This is a genomic window from Microcystis sp. BLCC-F210, from assembly GCF_042134685.1.
GTDB lineage: Bacteria > Cyanobacteriota > Cyanobacteriia > Cyanobacteriales > Microcystaceae > Microcystis > Microcystis aeruginosa_D.
Genome location: NZ_CP169647.1, coordinates 4234845 through 4260858 on the forward strand (window position 1 = coordinate 4234845; position 26014 = coordinate 4260858).

A 26014-nucleotide genomic window follows, 5' to 3' on the forward strand; every position below is an offset into this window, starting at 1 on the left:
TTTTCATCAAGTAAATTCTCTATTTTTTCGATCGGGAGCTATGGTTGTAGAGGTTCAGCCGTATTAACATCAAAGAAAAGGGATAATTAGGGATGAAATTACAGTTGTAGTCCTGGCATTTCTGGCGAGAACACTTGATATTATTGGTTTGATTTGCTGTTAAATATTTACTTCTGGCAACGTACATTTTTAAAAGGGCTTTTTCTTGATTATTAATATTAATTTTGCTTAAAAATATTTGCTCTTTTGGTGTGGGCTTCCAAACAAATAGTCCTGTTTCTAAATTGGTCTGAAAAAAAGCATTGGCAAGAGATGTAATTACTAAATCAAAATCTGTTTCAATATATTGATCTTTGTGAATATTTATGCTTGTTGAAGGTATTCCTATCAATTTAGACCTTTGTTCTGCCGCTTTGTCTCCTAAGGTTCTTGATCTCATACATTTGACTTCAATAAAAGGTCTGATACCTCCCTGAAGACGGAAACTACCTTTTTTGGCTAACTTACATTCAGCATCGTATTTTTTGGCGTTTTTTTGATTGATAATAGCTACGTCTATATCGTGAGAACCAGCTTGAGGATTTAAGCGAGGATTAGTAACTAAATAATTATTCGAGAGTATTTTTGACAGTTCATCTTGTACAGTGAACTCAAAAAACTTGCCACGAATCATAGGAATAACTTTTGGATCATTGAGAACTTCTGTAATATATTTGATATTCAAACTATAACTCTTACAAAAACTTTCTATTTTTTCAAACCATTCCCATTCAAGCTCGTTATCATGTAAAAACTCCTCAAGCAATTTAATCAAATCTTCTGACATCATTAGTATTTACATCGGAATTTATGGCTCTTCTGGTTTCTGTGTGGAAACGAGGTCTATACTGATAGTTTCTTCGACAAAATAGTCCTAAAAGTGTTGCCCGATAAGCATTTCACGATTCCATAAGCAAAAATTATCACACAAAGTCGAGAAGAGCCAATTTATAGACATAGTGTTAAAAAGCTCCGAAAGACTTATGTTTAATGCTCTACATAAAGAAATCAAGCATAGTAAAGAAGGATTCCTTTTACCACGTTCAAGAAGACTGATGTAAGTTCTATCCAAATTGGCCGCTTCGGCCAACCTTTCTTGGGATAAACCCTTTTGAATACGAGCATTATGTAAACATCTGCCAAATTGAGCTAAATTGTCCTTTGCCATGCTTCGATTAAACTGCCTGACGTGACCCCTAGTCCACTGACTGACAGTCACAATAGAAAAACAAAAAAATGAGCCAGATTTTTCTGACTCATTACAGCTAAGATTTCAGGTGATTAACCTAACAACGCTTTTGCCTTCGCTACCACGTTATCCACGGTAAAACCAAACTTCTCTAGAATCACACCCCCCGGAGCAGAAGCACCGAAGGTATCAACCCCCAACACATCCCCCTCATCGGTGATGTAACGATGCCAACCCATAGTTGAACCCGCTTCCACCGCGAGACGTTTTTTCACTGCTTTCGGCAATACCGATTCCTTGTATTCTGCCGATTGTTCCTCGAATAGCTCCCAACAGGGCATAGAAACGACGCGAGCTTTAATTCCTGCCTCTTTTAACACCGCAGCCGCTTTATCGCAGAGATATAACTCGCCCCCCGTACCGATGAGAATGACATCGGGAGTGCCTTCACAATCGGTGATAACATAAGCACCTTTAGCCACACCCGCAAGGGAAGTTCCCGCTAAATTGGGCAGATTTTGACGGGAGAGAGCCAATAAAGTCGGGCGTTTCTTTTCGCTCACCGCTACTTTATAAGCACCGGAAGTTTCTGTACCATCTCCCGGACGCATGACTAACAGGTTAGGAATAGCTCGCAGAGAAGCAACGTGTTCCACGGGTTGGTGAGTCGGTCCATCTTCCCCTAGGGCAATGGAATCGTGAGTCATTACCCAGATGACGCGAGTTTCTGACAATGCCGATAAACGGATAGAATTCCGCATATAGTCGGTGAAAATCAGGAAAGTCGCCCCGTAGGGAATCAATCCCGTGTTATGGAGAGCAATACCGTTACAAATCGCCCCCATCGCGTGTTCCCGCACGCCAAAGTGAACGTTACGCTCCTGATAACTGCCTTTTTGGAAATTACCAAAATGCTCTAATTCCGTGTAGTTAGAGTGGGTTAAATCCGCCGAACCACCGATTAAACCGGGTAAAACCCCCGCAAGGGCATTTAAGCAGATTTCCGAGTGTTTACGACTAGCGAGCGCCTTATCTTCGGGTTTATAAACCGGTAAAGCTTGCTCCCAACCTTCCGGCAGTTGACCGGTGGTTAACTCTTCAAATAAAGCCGCTTCTGCGGGATATTTAGCCTGATATTCGTTAAATAACTTATTCCAGTCCGTTTCTGCCGTCGTTCCCTTGTCCACTGCTTGCCGGAAACGATTTAACACCTCATCGGGAACCACAAACGGCTCGTATTCCCAACCTAATGCTTTTCGGGTTAACTCGATTTCTGTTGCTCCTAAAGCTGCCCCGTGAACATCGGCGGTATTAGACTTATTGGGGGAACCATAACCGATGGTGGTGGTGATTTTAATCATCGAGGGTTTATCGGTGACAGCTTTGGCAGCTGCGATCGCATTGGCAATGGCATCTAAATCAGTGTTACCATTCTCGACGTGCTGAACGTGCCAACCGTAGGCTTCAAAACGCTTGCTCACGTCTTCGGTAAAAGCGATATCGGTGGAACCATCGATCGAGATATGGTTATCATCGTAGAGGGCGATTAACTTGCCTAAACCCCAGTGACCGGCTAAGGAACAAGCTTCCCCGGAAATCCCCTCCATATTGCAACCATCACCCAAAATCACATAGGTGTAATGGTCGATAATTTTGGCATCCGGTTTGTTGAAACGGGCCGCTAAATGGGCTTCTGCTAGGGCCAAACCCACACCATTGGCAATCCCTTGACCCAGAGGACCGGTGGTCACTTCTACCCCTTCCGTGACGAAATTTTCGGGGTGGCCGGGGGTTTTCGATTTCCACTGCCGGAATTGTTTAATCTCCTCGAGGGGAACGCTATCGTATCCCGTCAGGTACATCAAAGCGTACTGCAGCATACAACCGTGACCGGCGGAGAGAACAAAACGATCGCGATTGACCCATTGGGGGTTTTTCGGGTTAAAACGCAGGAATTGATCCCAGAGAACAAAGGCCATGGGAGCAGCTCCCATCGGCAGTCCGGGGTGTCCGGATTTAGCTTTTTCCACGGCATCCACCGCTAAAAAACGCACCGCATTAATACAAAGTTCTTCGAGGGATTGAGAGGCGACAACCATAATGTTTTTTAGAATGAACTACAAAAATAAGACCCAGTTAAAGAGGGAGCCACTCACAGATTACTCTTTCAGGGGCATCGACTCAAGCATATTTTCTAAAAGCTAAGGTGACGTTATGGCCACCAAATCCAAAGGAGTTGGAGAGGGCAGCGTTAACTATCTGCTGACGACTTTCGTAGGGGACGTAATCGAGATCACAATCGGGGTCAGGATTGTCCAGATTGAGCGTCGGGGGAATCCGGTTATTAGCGATCGCCATGACCGTGGCCACGGCTTCAATGCCGCCAGAACCGCCTAAAAGGTGGCCTGTCATCGATTTGGTGGAACTGACGGGGATTTGGTAGGCCGATTCTCCTAAAGCTTTTTTAATCGCCTTGGTTTCCGTGGGATCATTGGCCCCCGTACTGGTGCCGTGGGCGTTGATATAGCTAATTTCCGCCGGAGTCAAACCGGCATCTTTGATCGCTAATTCGATCGCTCTGGTGGCTCCACGACCATCGGGAACTGGAGCTGTCATGTGATAGGCATCGCAAGTCAGACCATAACCGATCATTTCACCGTAAATCCGCGCCCCACGGGCCAAGGCCGTTTCTAATTCCTCTATAATCAGGATTCCTGCCCCTTCCCCCATGACAAAACCATCCCGATCCTTGTCAAAGGGACGACTGGCCCGGGTGGGGTCATCGTTGCGGGTGGACAGGGCCTTAGCGGAGGCAAAACCAGCCAATCCTAGGGGAGTAACGGCCGCTTCTGTGCCACCGCAGATCATCGCTTTGGCAAAACCCCTTTGCACTAGACGAAAAGCATCGCCGATGGCATTGGAACCGGCAGCACAAGCGGTCACGGTGCAGTTACTCGGTCCCTTGGCCCCCGTGTGGATAGCGGTTAAACCGGCGGCCATATTGGCAATCATCATCGGGATCATGAAGGGACTACACCGGCTCGGACCTTTTGTCAAGTAAATTTCCTGTTGGTCCTCCAGCACTTTTATGCCACCTACGCCCGTACCAATTAGTACACCTATATCATCGGCATTGAGAGCGTCGATAACTAACCGAGAATCTTGCAGCGCTTGCAAACTAGCGGCGACGGCAAATTGAGCGAAACGGTCCATGCGCTTTGCCTCTTTGCGATCCACATAGTCGTGGGGGTCAAAATCCCGCACTTCCCCAGCAATGCGACAAGCGTGACGGGAGGCATCAAAGTGGGTAATTAAACCAATGCCACTTTTGCCGTTGATTAAGCCTGTCCAATAGTCTGCTAGATTATTGCCGAGGGGAGTGATCGCACCCATCCCCGTGATGACAACCCTTTTTAATGGCAATTCTGTCATGTTTGTTCAAAAATAAGGGCAGATTTTGCCCCAGATATTTAATTCTAAATTGTCAATTTTCCCGCAATAACTAGGCGGTTGCTTCTACTTTCCCGCTAATATAATCGGCAGCTTTGCCCACAGTGTCAATTTGTTCGGCCGCTTCGTCGGGAATTTCAATATCAAATTCTTCCTCTAAAGCCATCACTAACTCGACCACATCAAGGGAATCAGCTTTCAGATCATTAGCAAAGCTTGCTTCGGGAGTAACTGTACCCGGATCCTCTACTTCTAATTGTTCCACAACAACTTTTTTAACTCGATCGAAAATTTCTGTACTCATGGATGTCAATTTTTATCCGCTGGTTTACCAGACTCTAGCCCCTAGGGTCTGGGGAAATGGGGCGGTGTTACCATTTCCAGCAATAAATTTTGGTCAGCTTTTTCACTGACCATTTTTCATCTTACTGGAAGTTGTTCCCCTCTTGATGAAGTTTTTTTGTGATCATCAGGCGAGCAGGGAGCAGGGTGTGGGGAAGTGGGGAGATGGGGAGAAAAAGCGTTCGTGTTAGTGAGCGGATCGAGTGAGCCTCGCCGAACTACTGAACTCACGCCGAAGTCTCACGCCGAATTCTGACGGCTGACAGCTAATATTGATATCGATCGCGATTTAGGACTAGGGTGGCATTTTTAGCGACAAAATCGATAATTTTTTTGGCCACATCCACACCAGTGGCTGCTTCTATTCCTTCTAAACCTGGAGAGGAATTGACCTCAATAACCACAGGCCCGTGATTGGACCGTAATAAGTCCACACCCGCAACCCGTAAACCCATGGCTTTAGTGGCCCGTATCGCTGTACTGCGTTCCTCTGGGGTTAATTTTATCTTTTCTGCTTTACCACCGCGGTGAAGATTAGAACGAAAATCCCCTTCGACCCCCTGTCGCTTCATCGAGGCTACCACTTTTCCATCGATGACAAAACAGCGCAGATCTGCCCCACTGGCCTCTTTAATATACTCTTGTACTAGAATATTAGCCTCTAATTGCCGAAAAGCTTCAATAACTGACTTGGCTGCTTGGTCTGTTTCCGCTAGGACTACCCCAATACCTTGGGTTCCTTCTAATAATTTAATCACTAGAGGGGTGCCGCCGACGGTTTCGATTAAACCATCGATATCTTGAGTTGCGTGAGCAATTCCCGTCACCGGTAAACCTATCCCTTCCCGAGCGAGGATTTGCAGACAACGCAATTTATCCCGTGACCGAGAAATTGCTTGCGAGTCGTTGGCAGTAAAAATATTCATCACCTCGAATTGTCGGACGACTGCGGTTCCATAGAAGGTTTTGGAGGCGGCAATACGGGGGATAATCGCATCGAAACTCTCCAAGGGTTTACCATTATAGACAACCGTGGGTTTATGGGAGGTGATGTTCATGTAACAGCGCAAATAATTGATCACTCGTACCTCATGGCCTTGAGCTTCTCCTGCTTCTTTCAGTCGCTTGGTCGAGTAAAGAGAAGCATCTTGCGATAAAATAGCGATTTTCATAAATTTTCGCTTAAATATTGCTTTTACAACTGAAAAGATTCTTATTTTCCCCTATTGACTTTTTTGACTGGCAACTCATAAAATTTCTGTTCTCGATCGAAGTCCATCGATCATTATGGCGCTGACAGTTCCCTTTGAACAGTTGGGTTAAATGAAAAGTAAAAAGAGCAAGCTTAAGACTAGATTTATTTTTGTCCCCAAGCTCAGTTTAAGTTATAGTTTTAAGTATCTAAGCAAAATTAATTACATATTTCGATAAAGCTTTTGCCTCTTGCATGAGTGCCTATCCTAACCAAGAAGTTAATTTTGCACTACTACTTAAGTATTTAATTGACTGACAAAGACTAGAGAAGGAGCAAAGGGAAAAAATGTCAATTAATCAATACAATTTTGTTACGGTTTTGCTACTAGGGATAATCGATCGGTTAGAATGATAGGGCGATCAACAATAACAATTATGACTTTACTAGGGAAATCTTTAGAGGAACTCACTGACTGGGTAAAAGACCAGGGACAACCCGCTTATCGGGGGAAACAATTACACCAATGGCTATACGAAAAAGGGGTGCATTCTTTGGCGGATATTTCCGTATTTCCCCAAGAATGGCGCAACAAGCTGGCGGATTATCCTATCGGTCGTTCCCTTATACATTATCGCAGTGTAGCACCCGATCGCACTCGTAAATATCTGCTAAAACTGGACGATGGTTTAATTATCGAAGCAGTGGGAATTCCTAGTGAAAAAAGATTGACAGTCTGTGTTTCTTCCCAAGTGGGTTGTCCGATGGCCTGTGATTTTTGTGCCACAGGAAAAGGGGGTTTTACTCGTAATTTAAAAGCCTATGAAATCGTTGACCAAGTGTTAACAGTACAGGAGGATTTTCAACAGCGAGTTAGTCATGTGGTATTTATGGGGATGGGGGAACCTTTATTAAATATCCCCGAAGTGGTGACAGCGATTCATTCCCTCAATCAAGATGTGGGTATCGGTCAGCGTTGTTTAACGATTTCTACCGTGGGATTACCCCAGAAAATCAAGCAACTAGCCGAACATAATTTGCAAGTAACTTTTGCTGTTAGTCTCCATGCTTCTAATCAACAAGTTCGATCTAAATTAATCCCCAGTGCCGACCATTATCACCTAACTAATCTGATCCAAGACTGTCAGAAATACGTTCAAATCACGGGACGAAGGGTGACATTTGAATACATTCTTTTAGCGGGAGTGAATGATTTACCCGAACACGCAAGGGAATTAGTCAAACTGGTAAAAGGGTTTCAATCTCATGTCAATTTAATCCCCTATAATCCCATTCAAGAGGTGGATTATCAACGGCCTGATGAAAAGAGAATTAAGGCTTTTAAAACTATTTTAGAACAGGAAAAAGTCGCCGTTACTGTCCGTTATTCGAGAGGTTTAGCGGCCGATGCGGCCTGTGGACAATTGCGATCGAGCGTCATGGTAGAATAAACGGCCATAAATCGGCCATTAACTAGATTGCTAGTCTCCCTGCTAGGCTAAACTAGAGAACTATAACATCAATGTAGGAGCCATTTCGATGCAAAGTCTCTCTAGTGCCAAGGAAAACCGCCTTTTTGTCTATGAAGTCGTCGGTTTGAGTCAAAATGACAAGACTGATAACCTAGATTATTCTATCCGTAAGAGTGGCAGTGTATTTTTAACCGTTCCCTATAGCCGCATGAATCAAGAAATGCGTCGGATTACCAGTTTAGGCGCTCGCATCGTCAGCATTAAACCCTTAAACACTGCTGCGGCCGAGTAGTTCATCGGAAATTTTGGGTCTGAAACCCCGCCGTTCTAGGTTGGCTTTACGTTAGAATTAAAAGGCCAGTCTCGAAAACCAAGTGGACGGCGCAGCACCGTTCGGCGGTTCGGCTGAGCGTTCGTGTTAGTGAGCCTGTCGAACTACTGAGCTCACGCCGAAGTCTCACGCCGAAGTCTCACCGTCGAAGCCTGAGCTCACGGCCGAAGCCTTGAAAACTCAGCTTAGGGGGTTCCGACCAGAAAAGCTTGGCCGGGTAAAAAGTCGCGCGCAACAAGTACAAGAAGCTATAGGCGGTCAACGTACCGTGGGACACACGGAATCGGGCTTCTGAAATAGGGCGAAAGTCTGTGGACTCTGTGTAAGACAGTACATGGTTTTTTAACTGTGGTATGCGACGGTGGTGGAAGCAGAAACTTAAATCGTGAGGTTTAGGAATCGCCGCACTTTTGGGGCGGCGAGGATGTCAAAAAATAATTATCGCTAATATCTGTCCCCCGCTCTTGTCCTCATCAGGCAGACCAGGGGGATTTTTAGCATAAATGGGGAAAAGTAGCATAAATCTTAATAAAAAGTAAAATGCTGCAAATGTAACAGATTTTAACCAGAGAGTTGAGCTATTTTCAGAGAAAGGATAAAAGCGATGTCTGTGGTTTTTTTAAGATAACTCTCAATTAGGCCTAGGTGTAGTGTACCGATGGTAGGCTAAACTATGGAACGATTATCGTGACTTGAGTTGGGAGTTATATTTAATGTACAGTCCGAGTACACTAGCGGGAAACCGTTTATTTGTTTACGAAGTGGCGGGTCTCAATCAAAACGACAATACCGACAGCTTGGATTATTCAATCCGTCAGAGTGGAAGCGTGTTCTTCACGGTTCCCTACAGTCGCATGAATCAAGAAATGCGTCGGATTACCCGTTTAGGTGGTCGTATCGTCAGCATCAAACCCTTCAATGGGATTGCCCCCGTAGCAACTGTTTCTAGTGCCTCCACACCACAGCCAATCGCTCAATCATCGCCCGTCCCCGAACAGACCAAGAAAAAGGCCATGACTCAAGCGAAAGAAAAAACAGATATCCCCGTCAATATCTACCGTCCGAACCAACCCTTTATCGGCAAATGTATCGAGAATTATCCTCTGGTTGATGAGGGAGGTATCGGCATCGTACAACACGTCACCTTTGACCTTTCTGGGGGCGATTTGCGCTATTTAGAAGGGCAAAGTATCGGTATTATCCCTCCGGGTACTGATGCTAATGGCAAACCTCATAAATTGAGACTCTATTCGATCGCCTCCACCCGTCATGGTGATAAATTAGACGATAAAACCGTATCCCTCTGCGTGCGTCAGTTAGAATACCAACACCCAGAAACCAAAGAAACGGTTTATGGAGTTTGTTCCACCCATCTTTGTCATGTAGAGGTGGGTGCTGATGTGGCCATTACCGGTCCCGTGGGTAAGGAAATGCTGCTACCGAGTGACGAAGATGCCACTATCATTATGATGGCCACTGGGACGGGAATCGCTCCTTTCCGAGCTTTCCTCTGGCGGATGTTCAAGGAACAACACGAAGATTATAAATTCAAAGGTCTAGCTTGGTTGATTTTCGGAGTTCCCAAAACGGCCAATATTCTCTACCAAGAAGAATTAGAGAAAATAGCGGCGGAATTCCCCGATAACTTCCGTCTCACCTATGCCATCAGTCGGGAACAGCAAAATCCCCAGGGCGGCAGAATGTATATTCAACACCGGGTAGCCGAACACGCTGACGAAATCTGGAATCTACTCCAAAGTCCCAAAACCCACGCTTATATGTGCGGACTGAAAGGGATGGAAGATGGAATCGACGATGCCATCAGTGGTGCCGCTGCTAAAAATGGCACCGATTGGTCTGTCTATCAGAAACAACTGAAAAAAGAACATCGCTGGCACGTAGAAACCTACTAAACCCAAAAGGTTCTCTGAAAATTTTTGCGGGTGGGCATTGTCCACCCTTTTTTTCTTGGCTTCGGTTAAGATAGGTTTCTTAAAAGGCCTTTAAAAAGATGAAATTCTCCCGACGCTTTTTTCCCGTTTTCCTTGCCCTCTGCTTACTGTTTATTTTGCTGCCCCGGGCCTGGAGTTTTACTAATAGCCAAAAACAAATTCTGGCCGATTTAAAAACAGCCGAGATTATTTATCTGGGAGAAAGGCACGATAGTCAAGCCGACCATCAGGCCCAATTAGCTATTATCGAGTATTTACAGGCTAATAATCCCCAAATAGCGATCGCTTTCGAGATGTTTCAACGTCCTTACCAAATCTATTTGGATCAGTATTTAGCCGGCAAAATTAGCGAAAATCAGTTGAGAGAAAAAAGTGAATACGACCAACGTTGGGGATTTGATTGGGAATTTTACGCCCCGATCCTGCGCTTGGCCAAGGCGCAACAACTACCAGCGATCGCCCTAAATACACCCACGGAAATCACTAGAAAAGTGGCACAGGAGGGCTTAGAAAGCCTCTCAACCTCAGAAATGACCCACATCCCTCCTAAAAGCGAAATAAACCAGGATAACGAGGATTATCGTCAACAGATCTTAGCCGTTTATCAGCAACACACGGGGGGCAAAAGTCAGGGATTCGATCGCTTTTTTCTGGCACAAGTCCTCTGGGATGAAACCATGGCTGATGCGATCGCTAAATTCTGGCAAGCGCATCCCGAATATCAGATCATCGTCCTAGCAGGAAAAGGTCATATTGCCTACGGTTACGGTATTCCCAGTCGAGTCCAAAGAAGATTAGGCGATCGCGTCAGCCAGCGCTCGGTTTTCTTGGGAGACGCGCCTCAATTATCACCAACAGAAACCAAAAAACCCGCCGATTATTTTTGGCAAGAGCAAAATTAAGCAAGTCAGGAGCTAGGAAACAAGAGATGATAAGCTAAGAGGATGTTTGAAACCCACATTCCACCAGTTCCTCTACAGAGAAAATAATATTTTTGACAAGCCGAACCGAGGAAGCGCAAAATGTGTCTTTGAACATCGTTCAAGCTGAACTTCCCTCATACATATATCTGAACTTCCCCCATACATATATACCATAATAGCCGAAAATCCTTATCCATCAATGGATGCACCCCCTTAACTTTTCTCAATATACCCATGTAATTTGTAACATTTCTTAATGGACAAGAATTCTCTCTATTTGCTAAAATGATAGCCATGTATATAGAAAAAGTTCCTAACCGTAATTCCCCCCCCGCTGTTCTTCTTCGGGAGTCCTACCGAGAAGGAGATCAAGTCAAAAAAAGAACCCTGGCCAATCTCTCAAAATTACCCGATGATATTATCGACAATCTAAAACTGGCTCTTAAAGGAGCAACACTGTCCATGAATGAAGGCATTCCCAATCATTTTGAAGTGATTAGAAGTCTTCCTCATGGTCATGTGATGGCTATTTTAGAGACGATTAAAAAATTAGGTTTAGATAAAATAATCAGTGAAAAATCCTCACGAATCAGAAACTTAGTGGTGGCAATGATTGTGGCAAGAATCATCAATCCTAAATCGAAATTAGCCACAGCGAGAGGGTTTAATAGCGAAACTTGCAGTCAGAGTTTAGGACAATTGTTAGACTTAGAGAAAGCCGATGAAGACGAATTATATAACGCCTTAGATTGGTTATTAGAAAAACAAGAGAAAATTGAGAAGCACCTAGCACTTAAACACTTAGAATCAGGAACATTAGTCTTGTATGATGTCACTTCTAGTTACCTAGAAGGAGATGGTTGTGAACTGGGAAAATATGGTTATAACCGAGATAAAAAGAAAGGAAAAACTCAGATAGTTTTTGGTTTGTTGTGTTCAGCTAAGGGTTGTCCGATAGCGGTAGAAGTATTTGAAGGAAACACTTCAGATGGTGCTACTTTAAGCGGACAAATTGAGAAAGTCAGAAAGGGTTGGGGGATTGAGAATGTGGTCTGGGTAAGCGATAGAGGAATTTTAACCAACTCGAAAATCAAGGAATTAGTAAAACCCATAGAAGGATTAGACTATATTACTGGTTTAACTAAGCCTCAAATTCGGAAACTGGCTGAGGTAGAAGTGATTCAATTAGGATTATTTGAGCAGGTAAACTTGGTGGAATTTGAGAGTGAAGATTATCCCGACGAAAGATTAATTGCTTGTCGGAATCCCTTCATTGCCGAGAAAAATCAACTACAAAGAGAGGCATTATTAGAGGCAACAGAGAAGGAACTAGATTTGATTGTTCAGGCGACTCAAAGGGAGAAAAGAGCTTTAAAGGGTCAAGATAAGATAGCTTTGAGAGTCGGTAAGGTTCTTAATCAGTTTAAGGTCAATAAATACTATAACTTAGAGATAACAGAAGAATGCTTTTCTTATCAGCGTCAGCTGGAATTAATCGCTCAAGAAACGGCTTTGGATGGTGTGTATGTGTTAAGAATTTCTCTGGAGTCAACCTTGATGGATGCAGCGACGACGGTTAAAGCTTATAAAAGTTTGTCTCAAGTGGAGGAGGCATTTCGCTGTTATAAGTCAATTGATTTAAAGGTACGTCCTATCTATCATTATAAGGGTGATAGAGTCAAGGCTCATATCTTTTTATGTATGTTGGCTTATTATGTGGAATGGCATTTAAAACAGTGCTTGGCTCCTTTGTTATTTGAGGATGAAGAAATTGATGATGGTTCTCTGAATGTGATTAAAGCGAGTCGCAGTGAATCCGCTCAGTCTAAAGAGAGAAAAAAACGGAATCAAGAGAACTTTCCTGTGCATAGTTTTCGGACTTTGTTGGAAGACTTGGGGACGATTTGCTTGAATACAGTGGAATGTACGATTAGGGAGGGAAGTTATCGTTTTTCTAAGATAACTCGACCGACCCAACTGCAACAAAAAGCGTTAGATTTATTGGGAGTTTCTCTGATTTGTAGCCAGTAACGGGGCGCTGGAAATTTTCTTAATCCTTTCTACAGCACAGGTTATGGCTTTTTGTCAACGGGGAAGTCCAGGAATAATTAATGCGGACATTGCTACCCTAAATGGTAAGACGTGCGCACCCTTGTTTTCGCAGAAGCTTTTTGCGTACTCTTCTTCAAATTTTGGCTCTTCTGGTTTCTGTGTGGAAACGAGGTCTATACTGATAGTTTCTTCGACAAAATAGTCCTAAAAGTGTTGCCCGATAAGCATTTCACGATTCCATAAGCAAAAATTATCACACAAAGTCGAGAAGAGCCAAATTTTTCCCAGGGAATTAAGTTGGCCATAATAACCCAATGGTTTTCATTTGATAGTTTTCCGCCAAAGGGCAGTTCAAATGATTCGATTTCTGATGGAGTTGCGGTCAAGACACGATACATCTGTACTGAATGGAAAAAAGTGCTTGGCTTTTAGTGTATTTTACCTTTTTTTGGTCCTTTTTTCTCGACTTTATTGAGTCGAAACCTTTTTCCTATCGGCATTTCAGGCTTTTTCAGCCAGCCCTAACTATCATTGGCTAACTTATGACTGATTGTTATCATCTTTTTAAAACAGGATTTATTATCATACCAGGTAAGCAAGAGGGCTACGCCACTACTACCGAATCATTACCAACCTTTAGTCTAAACTCCAGTTCCTAATTCATAATTGATAATTCCCCTAACCCCCACCCCCTAATTTTGAGCCTAATTCCCGCTTAATCCGGTTGAGAATCGAGGTTTCATCGAGGGAATCGAGAATGCTGGCCACCACTGCCTTCGGGCCATCGGGTCCCCAAGTGGCCCCATTAGCGAGATAGGTTTTCGTCACTTGGCCGATCGCATAACAGGATACACCGGCAACCCCCGCTTGAGTCAGGGCGATCGAAGTATAGGGAAGGAGAGAAATGCCGCCAGTGGCAGGAATCGAGAGGCCAAGCAATCCTTTGAGGGAACTTAAGCCCAAAACCGCTAAAAATTCGCTGGCACTAATACCCCCCATATTGAGGGCAATTTTTTGTAAAAGAGCGATCGCCCCCTGACGAGTTAAATCGATGCCGTATAAGCGAGAAAGAGCGAGAATCATGGCTAAATCGATAACTGCTCCCGTCAACAGATCCAACACTGTCACCGGATTAAGAGCGATCGCCGACGCTTTGATCATCACTGCTTTTTGAATCAATTGATTAGCGCCGCGATCACGGATAGCCATTTTGCGGGCGACAATTTGCTCGTTTACCTCGTCGGCATACAGCATAGAATTGAGTGCTACGAGGGATTTACCCTCTCGCTCTAGAATTTCCAAAATTTTTAGTTTTAGAGCTTCTATCTGGGGTTTTCCCCGAAATCGTTGCGTTTTTAGCCGCCCATCTTGCTCTCTAATCGTCTCCGCCAAGAGGGGAGAGGCCGCCACCATAACGATCTCATCGGGGGAGAGTAATTCTTTTACACGTTCTGAGGCGATTTTCTCATAGATAGCGAGGCGATCGACTTCTGGATACTGATCAATTTTATTAAAGACCAAAATCATCGGTTTTCCCGCTTCCCGCAACTTGGCCAGGGCGGAAAATTCCACTTTGGTCATATCACCGGAGATGATAAAAAGGATTAAATCCACCTGCTGCGCCACCTGACAGGCGATAATTTGCCTCGTTTGCCCATCTACCTCATCAATACCGGGAGTATCAAGCAATTGCACCTGAGCATTACCCTGGCCGTTCAGGGTCAGACGCGCTAGATTGGGGAAAGTATCATCGCTGCTTAACTGCCAATTTACCCCTTTAATGGTGCGGGTAACTCCGTGTAGAGGACCGGTTGTAAAGATTTCTTGGCCAACTAGAGCATTTAAAATCGAGGATTTTCCCCGGCCCACCAGACCAAAAGCGGCAATTTGAATCAGGGAGTGATCGAGTTTTTCTAGCACGGCCACTAGGCGATCAATCTCCGCTTCTAGACCAATTTTCTCGATCGAGGTAAGATCCAGACGCTCAAGAAGTTTGCCCAGAGAATTGCGTGCCTGATTATAGTTGAGTTCTTCTTGAATAGTGCCGACACCTCGAAGCGCTTGTTCTAGGTCTTCGGTATTCCAAGCTCGATCGAGGAACGGGTCAGAGGTCATTTCAGTTATCAGTTATCAGTTATCAGTGACTGAGTGGGTGGGTGTTAAAAATTGTCAGACACCCCCCTTATTAAGGGGGGATTAAGGGGCGATCAAGGGGGGATTAAGGGGGGATCAAGGGGGGAACCGTCTTCAATTTAATTATAACCAGCTACTTTATTAAGGATAATCAGGATGAGTGTCATCTACGACTTGGAACACATCACCACCTATCATTATCGTAAACCAGTAACTTTTGGGGAACATCGGGCGATTTTTTTGCCTAGTGCTGGTCACGGTGAAAGAATTATCAGTTATTCTGTGGAGGCAAATATTGCCGCCAAAACGCGCTGGACTATGGATACCCTATCTAACAATGTGGTAGAGCTTGAATTTGCTGAAGCAGCGTCAGAATTAATCGTTATCTGTCGATTACGGGCGGAACATTTTGGCTTAAAAGCGATCGCTGATTTTCCCCTTGCTCAAAGGGCGATCGAAATTCCCATCCAGTACACCCCCGATGAATGGTTAGATCTGGTGGTGTTTATGCGTCCCCACGCTGAGGATGCCGACGGCAGCTTGGCAGCTTGGGCTAAAAGTTTTGTAGCGGGGGATCAAGATAATACCCTCGATACCATGGCAAGAATGATGGCGGCTATCAAAGATAATTTTACTTATCAATATCGGGAGAGTGAAGGAACTCAATCCCCAGGAGAAACCCTGCGGCTAAAGTCGGGAACTTGTCGCGATTATGCTTGGTTGATGATCGAAGCTTTGCGAAGATTGGGTTTAGCCTGTCGTTTTGTCAGTGGCTATCTCTACGATGCTGCCCTCGACGGTGGTGAAGTGGGAATGACTGGCTCTGGCGCTACCCATGCTTGGTTACAGGTTTATCTACCGGGGGCCGGTTGGCGTAATTATGATCCGACTAATCAAATTACCGCCGGCTTTGATTTAATTCGAGTGGCGATCGCTCGTCATCCCGGTCAAATCATTCCTCTTTCTGGTTCTTGGTTTGGTGATACTGATGACTTTTTGTCGATGGATGTTAAAGTGACCATTCGCAAGCTGGGGACGCTGCCAGATTTTGATCCGAGGGAATAGGTTGAATTATCGGGTTTTTCCTTGTGGCGATCACAGAAAAAGGGTTTCTTCGAGAAACCCTTTTTCTGCTTTCTAACTAATCTTATTTCTGAACTTCCCCCATACATATATCTGAACTTCCCTCATACATATATACCACAATAGCCGAAAACCCTTATCCATCAATGGATGAACCCCCTTAACTTTTCTCAATATACCCATGTAATTTCTAACATTTCTTAATGGACAAGAATTCTCTCTATTTGCTAAAATGATAGCCATGTATATAGAAAAAGTTCCTAACCGTAATTCCCCCCCCGCTGTTCTTCTTCGGGAGTCCTACCGAGAAGGAGATCAAGTCAAAAAAAGAACCCTGGCCAATCTCTCAAAATTACCCGATGATATTATCGACAATCTAAAACTGGCTCTTAAAGGAGCAACACTGTCCATGAATGAAGGCATTCCCAATCATTTTGAAGTGATTAGAAGTCTTCCTCATGGTCATGTGATGGCTATTTTAGAGACGATTAAAAAATTAGGTTTAGATAAAATAATCAGTGAAAAATCCTCACGAATCAGAAACTTAGTGGTGGCAATGATTGTGGCAAGAATCATCAATCCTAAATCGAAATTAGCCACAGCGAGAGGGTTTAATAGCGAAACTTGCAGTCAGAGTTTAGGACAATTGTTAGACTTAGAGAAAGCCGATGAAGACGAATTATATAACGCCTTAGATTGGTTATTAGAAAAACAAGAGAAAATTGAGAAGCACCTAGCACTTAAACACTTAGAATCAGGAACATTAGTCTTGTATGATGTCACTTCTACGGCTCGGCTGAGCGTTCGACTGAGCGTTCGACTGAGCTCACGCCGAAGTCTCACGCCGAAGTCTCGCCGAACGCCTACCTAGAAGGAGATGGTTGTGAACTGGGAAAATATGGTTATAATCGAGATAAAAAGAAAGGGAAAACTCAGATAGTTTTTGGTTTGTTATGTTCAGCTAAGGGTTGTCCGATAGCGGTAGAAGTCTTTGAAGGAAACACCTCAGACGGTGCTACTTTAGGCGGACAAATTGAGAAAGTCAGAAAGGGTTGGGGGATTGAGAATGTGGTCTGGGTAAGCGATAGAGGAATTTTAACCAACTCGAAAATCAAGGAATTAGTAAAACCCATAGAAGGATTAGACTATATTACTGGTTTAACTAAGCCTCAAATTCGGAAACTGGCTGAGGTAGAAGTGATTCAATTAGGATTATTTGAGCAGGTAAACTTGGTGGAATTTGAGAGTGAAGATTATCCCGACGAAAGATTAATTGCTTGTCGGAATCCCTTCATTGCCGAGAAAAATCAACTACAAAGAGAGGCATTATTAGAGGCAACAGAGAAGGAACTAGATTTGATTGTTCAGGCGACTCAAAGGGAGAAAAGAGCTTTAAAGGGTCAAGATAAGATAGCTTTGAGAGTCGGTAAGGTTCTTAATCAGTTTAAGGTCAATAAATACTATAACTTAGAGATAACAGAAGAAGGCTTTTCTTATCAGCGTCAGCTGGAATTAATCGCTCAAGAAATGGCTTTGGATGGTGTGTATGTGTTAAGAACTTCTCTGGAGTCAACCTTGATGGGTGGAATGGCATTTAAAACAGTCCTTGGCTCCTTTGTTATTTGAGGATGAAGAAATTGATGATGGTTCTCTGAATGTGATTAAAGCGAGTCGCAGTGAATCCGCTCAGTCTAAAGAGAGAAAAAAACGGAATCAAGAGAACTTTCCTGTGCATAGTTTTCGGACTTTGTTGGAAGACTTGGGGACGATTTGCTTGAATACAGTGGAATGTACGATTAGGGAGGAAAGTTATCGTTTTTCTAAGATAACTCGACCGACCCAACTGCAACAAAAAGCGTTAGATTTATTGGGAGTTTCTCTGATTTGTAGCCAGTAACGGGGCGCTGGAAATTTTCTTAATCCTTTCTACAGCACAGGTTATGGCTTTTTGTCAACGGGGAAGTCCAGATATTATTGTCTTTGAGTAAAAAATGCAAGTTGTAGCCGTGCAAAGTATAGCCCCCGCTTTTTCTTTCCACCCTTATCCCGAACTGACGTTGGTTATCAAGTTACTCTTGAGCCTGTTCTAGTTGTCTCTTAAATTGGTCTAGAATAGGCAAAATTTTGACTGTTATCCTTGAAGACACTGGCCAACTCGTTCATAACACTTTTTAGTCGGGTCATCATTTTCAAGTCAGGAGATTATTTTTATTTATTCTCCCCACTTCCCCACTTCTCTCGTTGCTCATTCTGCAATCGCTATCTGAGAAAATTGCTGATTTGTCATCTAGATTGCATCCTGATTGGAAACCTCTGGGTAATCTATGAGTGGAGATGCTTAAACCTCCTCTTCATCGCTGCCTATCTGACGGGGATATTTTTTCTCTCATAAACTTTACAATATTTAATAGTTGTTGTAACATTAGTTAAATAACTGAGATTCTCACTACTTGCCATTTATGCCCAGAAAATCTATATCTAGCCAAAAAAGGACTATAGAGGCAATTAAATCGTCAATTAGATTTCTCTCTATCCTTGAGTAACCACTCACTTATCTCTTTACAAAACTAGAAGAAACTCTGATAGCATCTCCTTCAATGACTCTGGGGAAGCAATCTGAAAAAAGCCATCAATCGCTGAATATCAACCCTCAACCGACGCGCACTCATGAAAACCTCGAAAAACCCCACCGATCCAGTTCGCGCCTATCTCAGAGAAATTGGCCGAGTTCCCCTTCTCAGCCATGAGGAAGAAATTCTCTACGCGAAACAGGTACAAAGATTAATTTTTCTGGAAAAAATCAAGGAATCCCTAAAAGCTAAACTCGGCAGCGATCCCAGCGATCGCCAGTGGTCAGAAGCGGCGGAAATTAGTGAAGAACAACTGCGTCGAGAATTAGGAGCAGGGGATTTCGCCAAACGCAAGATGGTGGAAGCGAACCTGCGTCTAGTGGTTTCCGTCGCTAAAAAATACCTAAAACGTAATCTAGATCTGTTGGACCTGATTCAAGAGGGAACCATTGGAATGCAAAGAGGCGTGGAAAAATTCGATCCCACTAAAGGCTATCGCTTTTCAACCTATGCCTATTGGTGGATTCGCCAAGCTATCACCCGGGCGATCGCAGAAAAAAGTCGCACCATCCGTCTGCCTATCCACATAACCGAAAAACTGAATAAAATCAAAAAGGCCCAGCGTCAACTAGCTCAAGATAAAGGACGCGCCGCCACCATTGCCGAATTAGCCGAGGAATTAGACCTAACTCCTAAACAGGTACGAGACTACTTGGAAAGGTCTCGTCAACCCCTTTCCCTTGACTTAAAGGTGGGGGACAATCAAGACACGGAATTAGGGGAACTCTTGGAAGATACGGGACTTTCCCCAGAAGATTACACTGCCTATTCTTCCCTCCAGGTGGATTTAGAAAAACTGATGGCAGACCTTACCCCCCAACAAAAAGAAGTGATTTGTCTGCGTTTTGGTTTAGATAATGGGCAGCCCCTCACCTTAGCGAAAATAGGAGTGCGACTCAATATCAGTCGTGAACGCGTCCGTCAGATCGAACGAGAAGCGATTGCCAAATTGAGAAAACGCCGAGCTAACATCAGAGAATATCTAGCTAGTTAAGCCACAGATAACCTAGAATTTGGGTCAAATTGATCGTCTGGATCACAGCGAGAAAAATGACCCATTTCTAGATTCAGCGGCGACTTTTCTCGGCTATGTCTCTACTTCTTCAAGATATTTTTTCAAAAAGAGAGCTAATTTTTCTTTAGTGGCGACGGGAACAGAATCTAGACGGGTAAGAATGGCGTATTTAAGGGCAGAATGAGCGGCAGAAACGGGAGGATTAGCTGCCAGACGGCGCACCGTTTCTTGGATCACTTTTTGGGCATTAATAGCGTTATGGTGGAGATTTTCAATCACCATTTCTACAGTGACGTGATCATGATCGGGATGCCAACAATCGTAATCGGTAACTAGGGCTAAGGTAGCGTAGGCAATTTCCGCTTCTCGGGCTAATTTAGCCTCGGTTAAATTGGTCATACCGATCACGGTTGCGCCCCAACTTCTATAGAGATTTGATTCCGCTTTAGTAGAAAAAGCCGGCCCCTCCATACAGATGTATGTACCACCGCGATGCAGGGTAACTTCCGGTAGGTTTAAACTAGAGACGGCATCCCCTAAAATGTTTGCTAATTGGGGACAAACGGGATCACCAAAGGCAACGTGGGCAACAATTCCTTCCCCAAAAAAAGTCGCTATTCTCTCTTTGGTTCTATCAATAAATTGATCGGGAATAACTAAATCTAGGGGTTTAACTTCGGCTTTTAGGGAACCAACGGCCGAAGCGGAAATAATATATTCAACCCCTAATTGTTTGAGAGCGTGAATATTAGCTCGAAAGGGTAATTCAGTCGGTAAAAGATGGTGATTTCTGCCATGACGAGCTAAAAAGGCAACTTCTGTTCCCTCTAAAGTCCCCAGAATTAAAGCATCGGAAGGAGAACCAAAAGGAGTATCGAGGGATACTTCCCGCACATCCTTGAGAGCATCCATTTTATACAAACCACTGCCGCCAATGATGCCAATTTTTACCGTCGTCATAGTCTTGGAAAGAATTAGTTATCGTTGGCTTGATGTTACCACAATTGAGCGATCAAACTATGATAATTTTTCTGTCAAGGCCTTACTTTTTCTTTTTCTTGCCTTTGAGAGAACCATTAATTAAAGCATTAAAGCCATAAATTTCTTCGCTTCCCGCAATGGCAACTAATTCCACCTCTTTCGTGTCTCCCGGTTCAAATCGAACTGATGTACCCGCAGGAATATTCAGATGGGTTCCCCTAGTTAATTCTCGCTGAAACTCTAGGGCCTGATTAACTTCATAAAAATGATAGTGGGAACCCACTTGAATCGGTCGATCACCTGTATTAGCCACAGAAATACGCAGGGTGTCACGACCGACATTAATCTCGATCGCTCCAGATGGTGTGATAATTTCTCCCGGAATCATAACTGCTAAAAATCTCCTGTTAGTGAATGGGATTGTGAACGGTAACTAATTTAGTACCATCGGGAAAAGTCGCTTCGATTTGTACTTCCGTAATCATTTCTGGGATACCTTCCATTACCTCCTCGGGAGTTAATAAAGTCGTACCGTAACTCATTAATTCAGCGACGCTACGACCTTCCCTAGCACCTTCGAGAATGGCGGCGCTAATATAGGCGATCGCTTCGGGATAATTTAACTTAATACCGCGATTTTTGCGTCTTTCGGCGAGCAGTGCCGCCGTGAAAATGAGTAATTTATCTTTTTCTTGGGGCGAAAGTTGCATAGATAGGCCTTTTTTGACACAGATGCTAGAGTTATTGTAGTTGTTGGCTGGATAGTTGTAGCGATCAAGTTATGAAAATTTATTAGATCTTCTGCGAAAATCAAAAATCTTCCGTTAGGCGAGGAAACCCCGAATTTCTCTTGACAAAGGCGACTTGACATGATATTATAGGTATTATGGGAAATCCGTACGCCTACAAACCTCTTTCTTCAAGTTTCAATAATCCCCAATAAAAGCTTGGATAACGATAATTTCTTTAAGGATTAATAACCATGAACCATCAAAGAGAGTTTTATGTTGTCATTGAACGAGATGAAGATAGGTGTTATGTTGGGCAAGTTCCTCAACTTCGGGGTTGTTAAAGTCAAGGGGAAACGATTGATGAATTGATGAAGAATATCAGGGAAGTGATTGAACTTTGCTTGAAAGGTTCTTCGGTTTGTCTTATGCAATGGACAGGGGTTATAAGGGATGGAACCCTTATATAGAAAGGCATTTGACGATTTTTGTCAATTGCTTTTGATCTAAAGCTAACTAATCAATTAAACTCCTTGCCATATAAAGATTTAGTCGATTTATGCCCCCTATCGAACTATACCAAGTAACGAAGAGCCGCTTGAAAGATGACAATCCTAAAGATGTATCGGAGTTTGTTGGAGTTGAAAATGTGTCTATATCACACTGACGTTTCGGCTTGCCATTATGTGTAGAACCATTTTTGATGGTATGATAAGAACCACATCGTAGGACAACAAAATATCGAAATTCGTCAATCTTTGGCCAGAAGACAATGTTATAAATCTTCATTATAACTTAACTAAATGTTAATTATGATGAAGAATATATTGATAAAAATATCAGTCATAAAAAGCAGATCTCCAACATTTATCAAGGGATTATTTCTATTAGTAAATGTTCTACACGACTCTTGACAGATACCTCTCGGACGACAAAGCTCTATTGAGGGAACAAGCTTTTTGTCTTAGCCCTAATTAGAGGCTATCATATTTTCATGCTTGGCGGTGCCAACTTTGACATCGGGACTGCATCCTCACTATCCCCCATAGATAATCATGTTAGAAAACATCTCCCTAAGCGGTCTATCAATTCGTCGTCATATAGGAGTATTGATGTTAACTATAGCAGTTATCATCATCGGTCTTTTTTTTCTAAATCGTTTACAAGTAGATTTGCTTCCTTCTATCACTTATCCTCGCATTAGTTTAAGGATGAATGTCCCGGGGGTTTCCCCGGAAGTTATTCTCGAAGAAGTAACTAAACCCCTAGAAGAAGGAATGAGTGCCACCGAGGGAGTAGTGCAAGTTTATTCAGAAACTCGCGAGGGAAGGATGCGAGTAGATTTATTTTTTCAACCGGGGGGAGATTTAAACGTTGCTTTAAATGAAGCTACCGAAAGTTTTAATCGTGTCCGACAAAATTTACCCGATATTATTGAGGAACCGCGCTTAAACAAATTTGAACCCTCTCGTTTACCCGTCTATGAATTTGCTCTCGTTTCTGATACCCTACCCCTAAAAGACTTAAGATTATTTGCTGATGAAGAATTAGGGAGAGAATTAGGGTTTGTGGGAGGAGTTGCAGTGGTGGACGTGATTGGGGGAGTTAGAGAAGAAATTCAAGTTAATATTGACCTGCAGCGATTACAATCTTTAGGGGTGGGATTAAATCAGGTTTTAGACACCCTAAAAAGACGTAATCAGGACATCTCAGGGGGACGACTAGAGGGAGAAACTGGGGAACCTTTAACCCGTGCAGTGGGGAAATTTAAAAACGTAGCGGATATCCAAGATTTAGCACTGACCGATAGTAATAATCCCGAAGAAAAAATCTATCTGCGGGATGTGGCCAGAGTTATCGATGGGACAGAAGAACAAAGAATTTTTGTCACCCTAAATGGAAAAAATGCCGTGCGGGTTAGCATCCAAAAACAACCGAATGCGAACACGATTGCTGTGGTAGAAGGGGTCAAAAAACGCATTGCCGAATTAAAAAAATCCGGGTTAATAACCGGGGGGATGCAAGTCGTCACCACTACTGATGAGTCTGTATTTATACAAAACGCGGTTAATAACGTGGTTTCGTCGGGACTAGCGGGGACAATTTTAGCAGGATTGACTGTATTCGTCTTTCTCGGTTCTCTGCGACAGACTTTTATCATTATCCTAGCGATTCCTCTTTCTACCCTCGTCGCAATCATCTGTATGAAGTTATTTGGGTTATCGATAAATGTGTTTAGTTTGGGAGGATTGGCGCTAGGGGTGGGTATCGTGGTGGATAATTCCATTGTCATGCTGGAAAATATTGCCCTCAAAGTTAATCAAAACCAAAATAAGCGAGATTTTTTAGAAATTGCCCGGAATAGCAGCCAAGAGGTAGAATCTGCTTTAGTGGCCTCCACTGCGACTAATCTCGTCTCTATCCTGCCATTTTTATTACTGGGTGGTTTTATCTCCCTGCTATTTAACGAGATTATCCTCACTATCAGTTTTGCTGTGGCTGCTTCTCTGCTGTGTGCGTTAACCGTTGTTCCCATGTTAGCCAGTCGTTTGTTAAATATGCGGTTTTCTAGTGGTATCCAGCGATTTTGGCTCTTAAAAGTCTTTAGTCAACGTCTAGAAGGTTTAACTATTCTCTATGGTCGTTGTTTAGCTAAAATCATCCGCTACAGAATAGCTGTTATCCTACTGGCCTTTTTAATTTTAGGGGGAAGTAGTTTTTATCTCTGGCAATATATCCCCCGGTCAGTCTTTAGTCGTATTCAAACCGGACAGGTGAACGTTTTTGCTCAATTTCCCCCGGGTACCAATTTAAATACTAACCGTCAGGTGATGGGGGAAGTAGAAAAGATTTTATTATCACAACCAGAGACTAAGTACGTTTTTACTACCAGTGGCGGTTCTCTTTTTGGCACAACTACCAATGAAAATATTTTGCGCGCTTCTAGTACGATTAATCTCAAAAAAGGCACTAATACAGAAGCATATATCGAACGCATGAGCAAAGCACTAGAGCAATTAAACCTCGTTAACGTGCGTTTGCGTCTCACTCCCGGTCAAGTGCGCGGTATTATTCTTAATAACTCTCCCTCCGTCGGTGCCGATGTGGATGTGATGTTACAGGGACGCGATGGGAAAACTTTAGAGCAAGCTGGTGAAGAAATCCTCAGTATTCTCGATGAAAAAGTCCCTAGTGCGCGTTTTCGTGCCGATGCTGACCCCAGACAACCAGAAATCCAGATTAAACCCGATTGGACCCGCTTAAATAGTTTGGGATTGAGTACCCTGGAAGTGGGACAAACGCTACGGACCGCTATTCAAGGATCGATCCCCACCCAACTGCAACGGGGAGAAAGATTAATCAATATCCGGGTGCAATTAGACCCCAACTCGCGGCAAAAAATTAGTGACATTTCACAAATACCTATTTTTGTCAATAGGCAAGAAGACTTAAAATTAGCCGATATCGCCAGTATTGAAGCAGGAAAAACCCCAGCAGTCATCCAGAGAATTAATCAGCGTCAAGTTTTTATTATTATCGGCAGTTTAGTCGAGGGTGCGAAATTAAGTGACGCACTCGCGGGGGTACAATCGGTTTTAAATTCTACTCCCTTACCCGATGGTATCAGCATTTTACCCAGTGCTGCCGCCATATCTAATCAAGAAATTCAGGGTTCTTTGGGTTTATTAGCGGGTTTATCGGTATTTTTAGTCTTTGTGGTCATGGCCGTGCAGTATAACTCGCTCATAGACCCTTTGGTGATTATGTTAACCGTTCCTTTGGCCCTAGCGGGGGGAATTTTTGGACTATATTTGACCAAAACCCCGATTAATGCCATTGTCATCGTCGGGGTGGTGTTATTGGTGGGGATTGTGGTTAATAACGGGATTATTATGGTGGAATTAGCCAATCAATTGCGGCAAGAATTCGGTTTTACTCGACTACAAGCTATTTTAAAGGCCGCTCCCCAACGTTTACGACCGATTTTAATGACTACCGTGACCACGGTTTTAGGTTTATTTCCCCTCGCTTTAGGATTAGGAGAGGGGGGAGAATTCCTGCAACCTTTAGGAATTGTCGTTTTTTCGGGTTTGTCTTTAGCAACTCTGTTAACTCTGTTTATTATTCCCTGTTTTTACGTTTTATTCTCCAGAAAATAATCTTTTTGGCAATTATGAATTATGAATTATGAATTATGAATTATGAATTATGAAGTGGGATAAAAATAATCTCCCGACTCCCGACTCCCGACTCCCGACTCGGAGAATACTGTCTCCTAACCCAATGTTGGCTAAAGATAAGTAAAAATTATTGATTGACTCCAAAAACTTGAGAATATTTAAATTAACATTCCGCAATATTTATAAATTCTTAAGAATTAATTGAGAAAGATTTTTATTTAACAACGATATTGTAATGGTTACAGCGATTTGATAGAATTTCATAATGGGTTGTTTTGTGCTTTTTTAGGCAGCAACGGTTGAAACCCTTGCCACAGCTAG

The 26014-nt window shown here is 43.3% G+C and carries 17 protein-coding genes and 3 pseudogenes; 10 read left to right on the forward strand and 10 right to left on the reverse strand.

Annotation, left to right across the window (positions count from 1 at the left end):
- Positions 1 to 19: 19 nt before the first annotated feature.
- The 6 genes and pseudogenes from ACE3JL_RS20645 to rimK all read right to left on the reverse strand — a co-directional run bounded on the left by ACE3JL_RS20645 (position 20) and on the right by rimK (position 6192).
- The gene (locus tag ACE3JL_RS20645; protein WP_375328265.1) at positions 20 to 829 is read right to left on the reverse strand and encodes a restriction endonuclease; all 810 of its coding nucleotides are present in this window, start codon (positions 827 to 829) and stop codon (positions 20 to 22) included.
- Between the two features lie 180 nt (positions 830 to 1009).
- Positions 1010 to 1207 (reverse strand): annotated as a pseudogene (locus ACE3JL_RS20650) (helix-turn-helix domain-containing protein); the annotation flags it as partial.
- 113 nt (positions 1208 to 1320) lie between these two features.
- The gene (gene tkt / locus ACE3JL_RS20655) at positions 1321 to 3327 is read right to left on the reverse strand and encodes a transketolase (RefSeq protein WP_375328266.1); all 2007 of its coding nucleotides are present in this window, start codon (positions 3325 to 3327) and stop codon (positions 1321 to 1323) included.
- A gap of 82 nt (positions 3328 to 3409) precedes the next feature.
- Positions 3410 to 4660, reverse strand: a complete 1251-nt coding sequence (gene fabF, locus ACE3JL_RS20660; RefSeq protein ID WP_271991235.1) for a beta-ketoacyl-ACP synthase II — start codon at positions 4658 to 4660, stop codon at positions 3410 to 3412.
- 70 nt (positions 4661 to 4730) lie between these two features.
- Positions 4731 to 4982, reverse strand: a complete 252-nt coding sequence (acpP, locus tag ACE3JL_RS20665) for an acyl carrier protein (RefSeq protein ID WP_271991232.1) — start codon at positions 4980 to 4982, stop codon at positions 4731 to 4733.
- Positions 4983 to 5286: 304 nt separating this feature from the next.
- Positions 5287 to 6192, reverse strand: a complete 906-nt coding sequence (gene rimK / locus ACE3JL_RS20670; protein ID WP_271991230.1) for a 30S ribosomal protein S6--L-glutamate ligase — start codon at positions 6190 to 6192, stop codon at positions 5287 to 5289.
- 457 nt (positions 6193 to 6649) lie between these two features.
- Between rimK and rlmN the strand changes: the two genes are divergently transcribed.
- The 5 genes from rlmN to ACE3JL_RS20695 all read left to right on the forward strand — a co-directional run bounded on the left by rlmN (position 6650) and on the right by ACE3JL_RS20695 (position 12921).
- Positions 6650 to 7663 (forward strand): 23S rRNA (adenine(2503)-C(2))-methyltransferase RlmN, encoded by a 1014-nt coding sequence (rlmN, locus tag ACE3JL_RS20675; RefSeq protein WP_271991418.1) that lies wholly within the window; start codon positions 6650 to 6652, stop codon positions 7661 to 7663.
- Positions 7664 to 7751: 88 nt separating this feature from the next.
- The gene (locus ACE3JL_RS20680) at positions 7752 to 7976 is read left to right on the forward strand and encodes a phycobilisome linker polypeptide (protein WP_150976209.1); all 225 of its coding nucleotides are present in this window, start codon (positions 7752 to 7754) and stop codon (positions 7974 to 7976) included.
- 752 nt (positions 7977 to 8728) lie between these two features.
- The gene (gene petH, locus ACE3JL_RS20685) at positions 8729 to 9928 is read left to right on the forward strand and encodes a ferredoxin--NADP reductase (RefSeq protein WP_271991414.1); all 1200 of its coding nucleotides are present in this window, start codon (positions 8729 to 8731) and stop codon (positions 9926 to 9928) included.
- A gap of 98 nt (positions 9929 to 10026) precedes the next feature.
- Positions 10027 to 10869 carry a ChaN family lipoprotein gene (locus ACE3JL_RS20690; protein ID WP_375328267.1) on the forward strand — a complete coding sequence of 281 codons (843 nt, stop codon included), beginning with the start codon at positions 10027 to 10029 and terminating at the stop codon, positions 10867 to 10869.
- Between the two features lie 306 nt (positions 10870 to 11175).
- Complete coding sequence (locus ACE3JL_RS20695; RefSeq protein ID WP_375328268.1) at positions 11176 to 12921, forward strand: IS1634 family transposase; 1746 nt, start codon at positions 11176 to 11178, stop codon at positions 12919 to 12921.
- Between the two features lie 699 nt (positions 12922 to 13620).
- On the opposite strand, the gene ACE3JL_RS20700 is transcribed toward ACE3JL_RS20695, so the two are convergent.
- Positions 13621 to 15057: a GTP-binding protein gene (locus tag ACE3JL_RS20700; RefSeq protein WP_375328269.1), complete on the reverse strand. Its 1437-nt coding sequence runs from the start codon at positions 15055 to 15057 to the stop codon at positions 13621 to 13623.
- Positions 15058 to 15231: 174 nt separating this feature from the next.
- Between ACE3JL_RS20700 and ACE3JL_RS20705 the strand changes: the two genes are divergently transcribed.
- The 3 genes and pseudogenes from ACE3JL_RS20705 to ACE3JL_RS20715 all read left to right on the forward strand — a co-directional run bounded on the left by ACE3JL_RS20705 (position 15232) and on the right by ACE3JL_RS20715 (position 19782).
- Positions 15232 to 16140 (forward strand): transglutaminase domain-containing protein, encoded by a 909-nt coding sequence (locus ACE3JL_RS20705; protein WP_375328270.1) that lies wholly within the window; start codon positions 15232 to 15234, stop codon positions 16138 to 16140.
- 250 nt (positions 16141 to 16390) lie between these two features.
- Positions 16391 to 18055: pseudogene (locus ACE3JL_RS20710) on the forward strand (IS1634 family transposase).
- A 770-nt stretch (positions 18056 to 18825) separates the two neighbouring features.
- Complete coding sequence (locus ACE3JL_RS20715) at positions 18826 to 19782, forward strand: RNA polymerase sigma factor, RpoD/SigA family (protein ID WP_150976244.1); 957 nt, start codon at positions 18826 to 18828, stop codon at positions 19780 to 19782.
- Between the two features lie 93 nt (positions 19783 to 19875).
- Here the strand turns inward: ACE3JL_RS20715 and ACE3JL_RS20720 are convergent, their stop codons facing one another.
- The 3 genes from ACE3JL_RS20720 to ureA all read right to left on the reverse strand — a co-directional run bounded on the left by ACE3JL_RS20720 (position 19876) and on the right by ureA (position 21494).
- Entirely contained in the window at positions 19876 to 20763 is an 888-nt protein-coding gene (locus ACE3JL_RS20720; protein WP_271992480.1) for an S-methyl-5'-thioadenosine phosphorylase, read from the reverse strand.
- A gap of 82 nt (positions 20764 to 20845) precedes the next feature.
- Positions 20846 to 21172, reverse strand: coding sequence for an urease subunit beta (ureB, locus tag ACE3JL_RS20725; RefSeq protein ID WP_271992481.1), 327 nt, complete (start codon positions 21170 to 21172; stop codon positions 20846 to 20848).
- A 19-nt stretch (positions 21173 to 21191) separates the two neighbouring features.
- On the reverse strand, positions 21192 to 21494 hold the full coding sequence (ureA, locus tag ACE3JL_RS20730; RefSeq protein ID WP_150976247.1) for an urease subunit gamma: 303 nt from the start codon (positions 21492 to 21494) through the stop codon (positions 21192 to 21194).
- Positions 21495 to 21766: 272 nt separating this feature from the next.
- On the opposite strand from ureA, the pseudogene ACE3JL_RS20735 reads away from it, so the two are divergent.
- Together ACE3JL_RS20735 and ACE3JL_RS20740 are read left to right on the forward strand one after the other, a co-directional pair.
- Positions 21767 to 21982: pseudogene (locus tag ACE3JL_RS20735) on the forward strand (type II toxin-antitoxin system HicB family antitoxin).
- 585 nt (positions 21983 to 22567) lie between these two features.
- Positions 22568 to 25672: an efflux RND transporter permease subunit gene (locus ACE3JL_RS20740; RefSeq protein WP_375328271.1), complete on the forward strand. Its 3105-nt coding sequence runs from the start codon at positions 22568 to 22570 to the stop codon at positions 25670 to 25672.
- Positions 25673 to 26014 lie beyond the last annotated feature (342 nt).

Coding starts and splice junctions, on each gene's coding strand:
- ACE3JL_RS20645 (WP_375328265.1), bottom strand. CDS start 829: ATGATGTCAGAAGATTTGATTAAATTGCTTGAGGAGTTTTTACATGAT.
- tkt (WP_375328266.1), bottom strand. CDS start 3,327: ATGGTTGTCGCCTCTCAATCCCTCGAAGAACTTTGTATTAATGCGGTG.
- fabF (WP_271991235.1), bottom strand. CDS start 4,660: ATGACAGAATTGCCATTAAAAAGGGTTGTCATCACGGGGATGGGTGCG.
- acpP (WP_271991232.1), bottom strand. CDS start 4,982: ATGAGTACAGAAATTTTCGATCGAGTTAAAAAAGTTGTTGTGGAACAA.
- rimK (WP_271991230.1), bottom strand. CDS start 6,192: ATGAAAATCGCTATTTTATCGCAAGATGCTTCTCTTTACTCGACCAAG.
- rlmN (WP_271991418.1), top strand. CDS start 6,650: ATGACTTTACTAGGGAAATCTTTAGAGGAACTCACTGACTGGGTAAAA.
- ACE3JL_RS20680 (WP_150976209.1), top strand. CDS start 7,752: ATGCAAAGTCTCTCTAGTGCCAAGGAAAACCGCCTTTTTGTCTATGAA.
- petH (WP_271991414.1), top strand. CDS start 8,729: ATGTACAGTCCGAGTACACTAGCGGGAAACCGTTTATTTGTTTACGAA.
- ACE3JL_RS20690 (WP_375328267.1), top strand. CDS start 10,027: ATGAAATTCTCCCGACGCTTTTTTCCCGTTTTCCTTGCCCTCTGCTTA.
- ACE3JL_RS20695 (WP_375328268.1), top strand. CDS start 11,176: ATGATAGCCATGTATATAGAAAAAGTTCCTAACCGTAATTCCCCCCCC.
- ACE3JL_RS20700 (WP_375328269.1), bottom strand. CDS start 15,057: ATGACCTCTGACCCGTTCCTCGATCGAGCTTGGAATACCGAAGACCTA.
- ACE3JL_RS20705 (WP_375328270.1), top strand. CDS start 15,232: ATGAGTGTCATCTACGACTTGGAACACATCACCACCTATCATTATCGT.
- ACE3JL_RS20715 (WP_150976244.1), top strand. CDS start 18,826: ATGAAAACCTCGAAAAACCCCACCGATCCAGTTCGCGCCTATCTCAGA.
- ACE3JL_RS20720 (WP_271992480.1), bottom strand. CDS start 20,763: ATGACGACGGTAAAAATTGGCATCATTGGCGGCAGTGGTTTGTATAAA.
- ureB (WP_271992481.1), bottom strand. CDS start 21,172: ATGATTCCGGGAGAAATTATCACACCATCTGGAGCGATCGAGATTAAT.
- ureA (WP_150976247.1), bottom strand. CDS start 21,494: ATGCAACTTTCGCCCCAAGAAAAAGATAAATTACTCATTTTCACGGCG.
- ACE3JL_RS20740 (WP_375328271.1), top strand. CDS start 22,568: ATGTTAGAAAACATCTCCCTAAGCGGTCTATCAATTCGTCGTCATATA.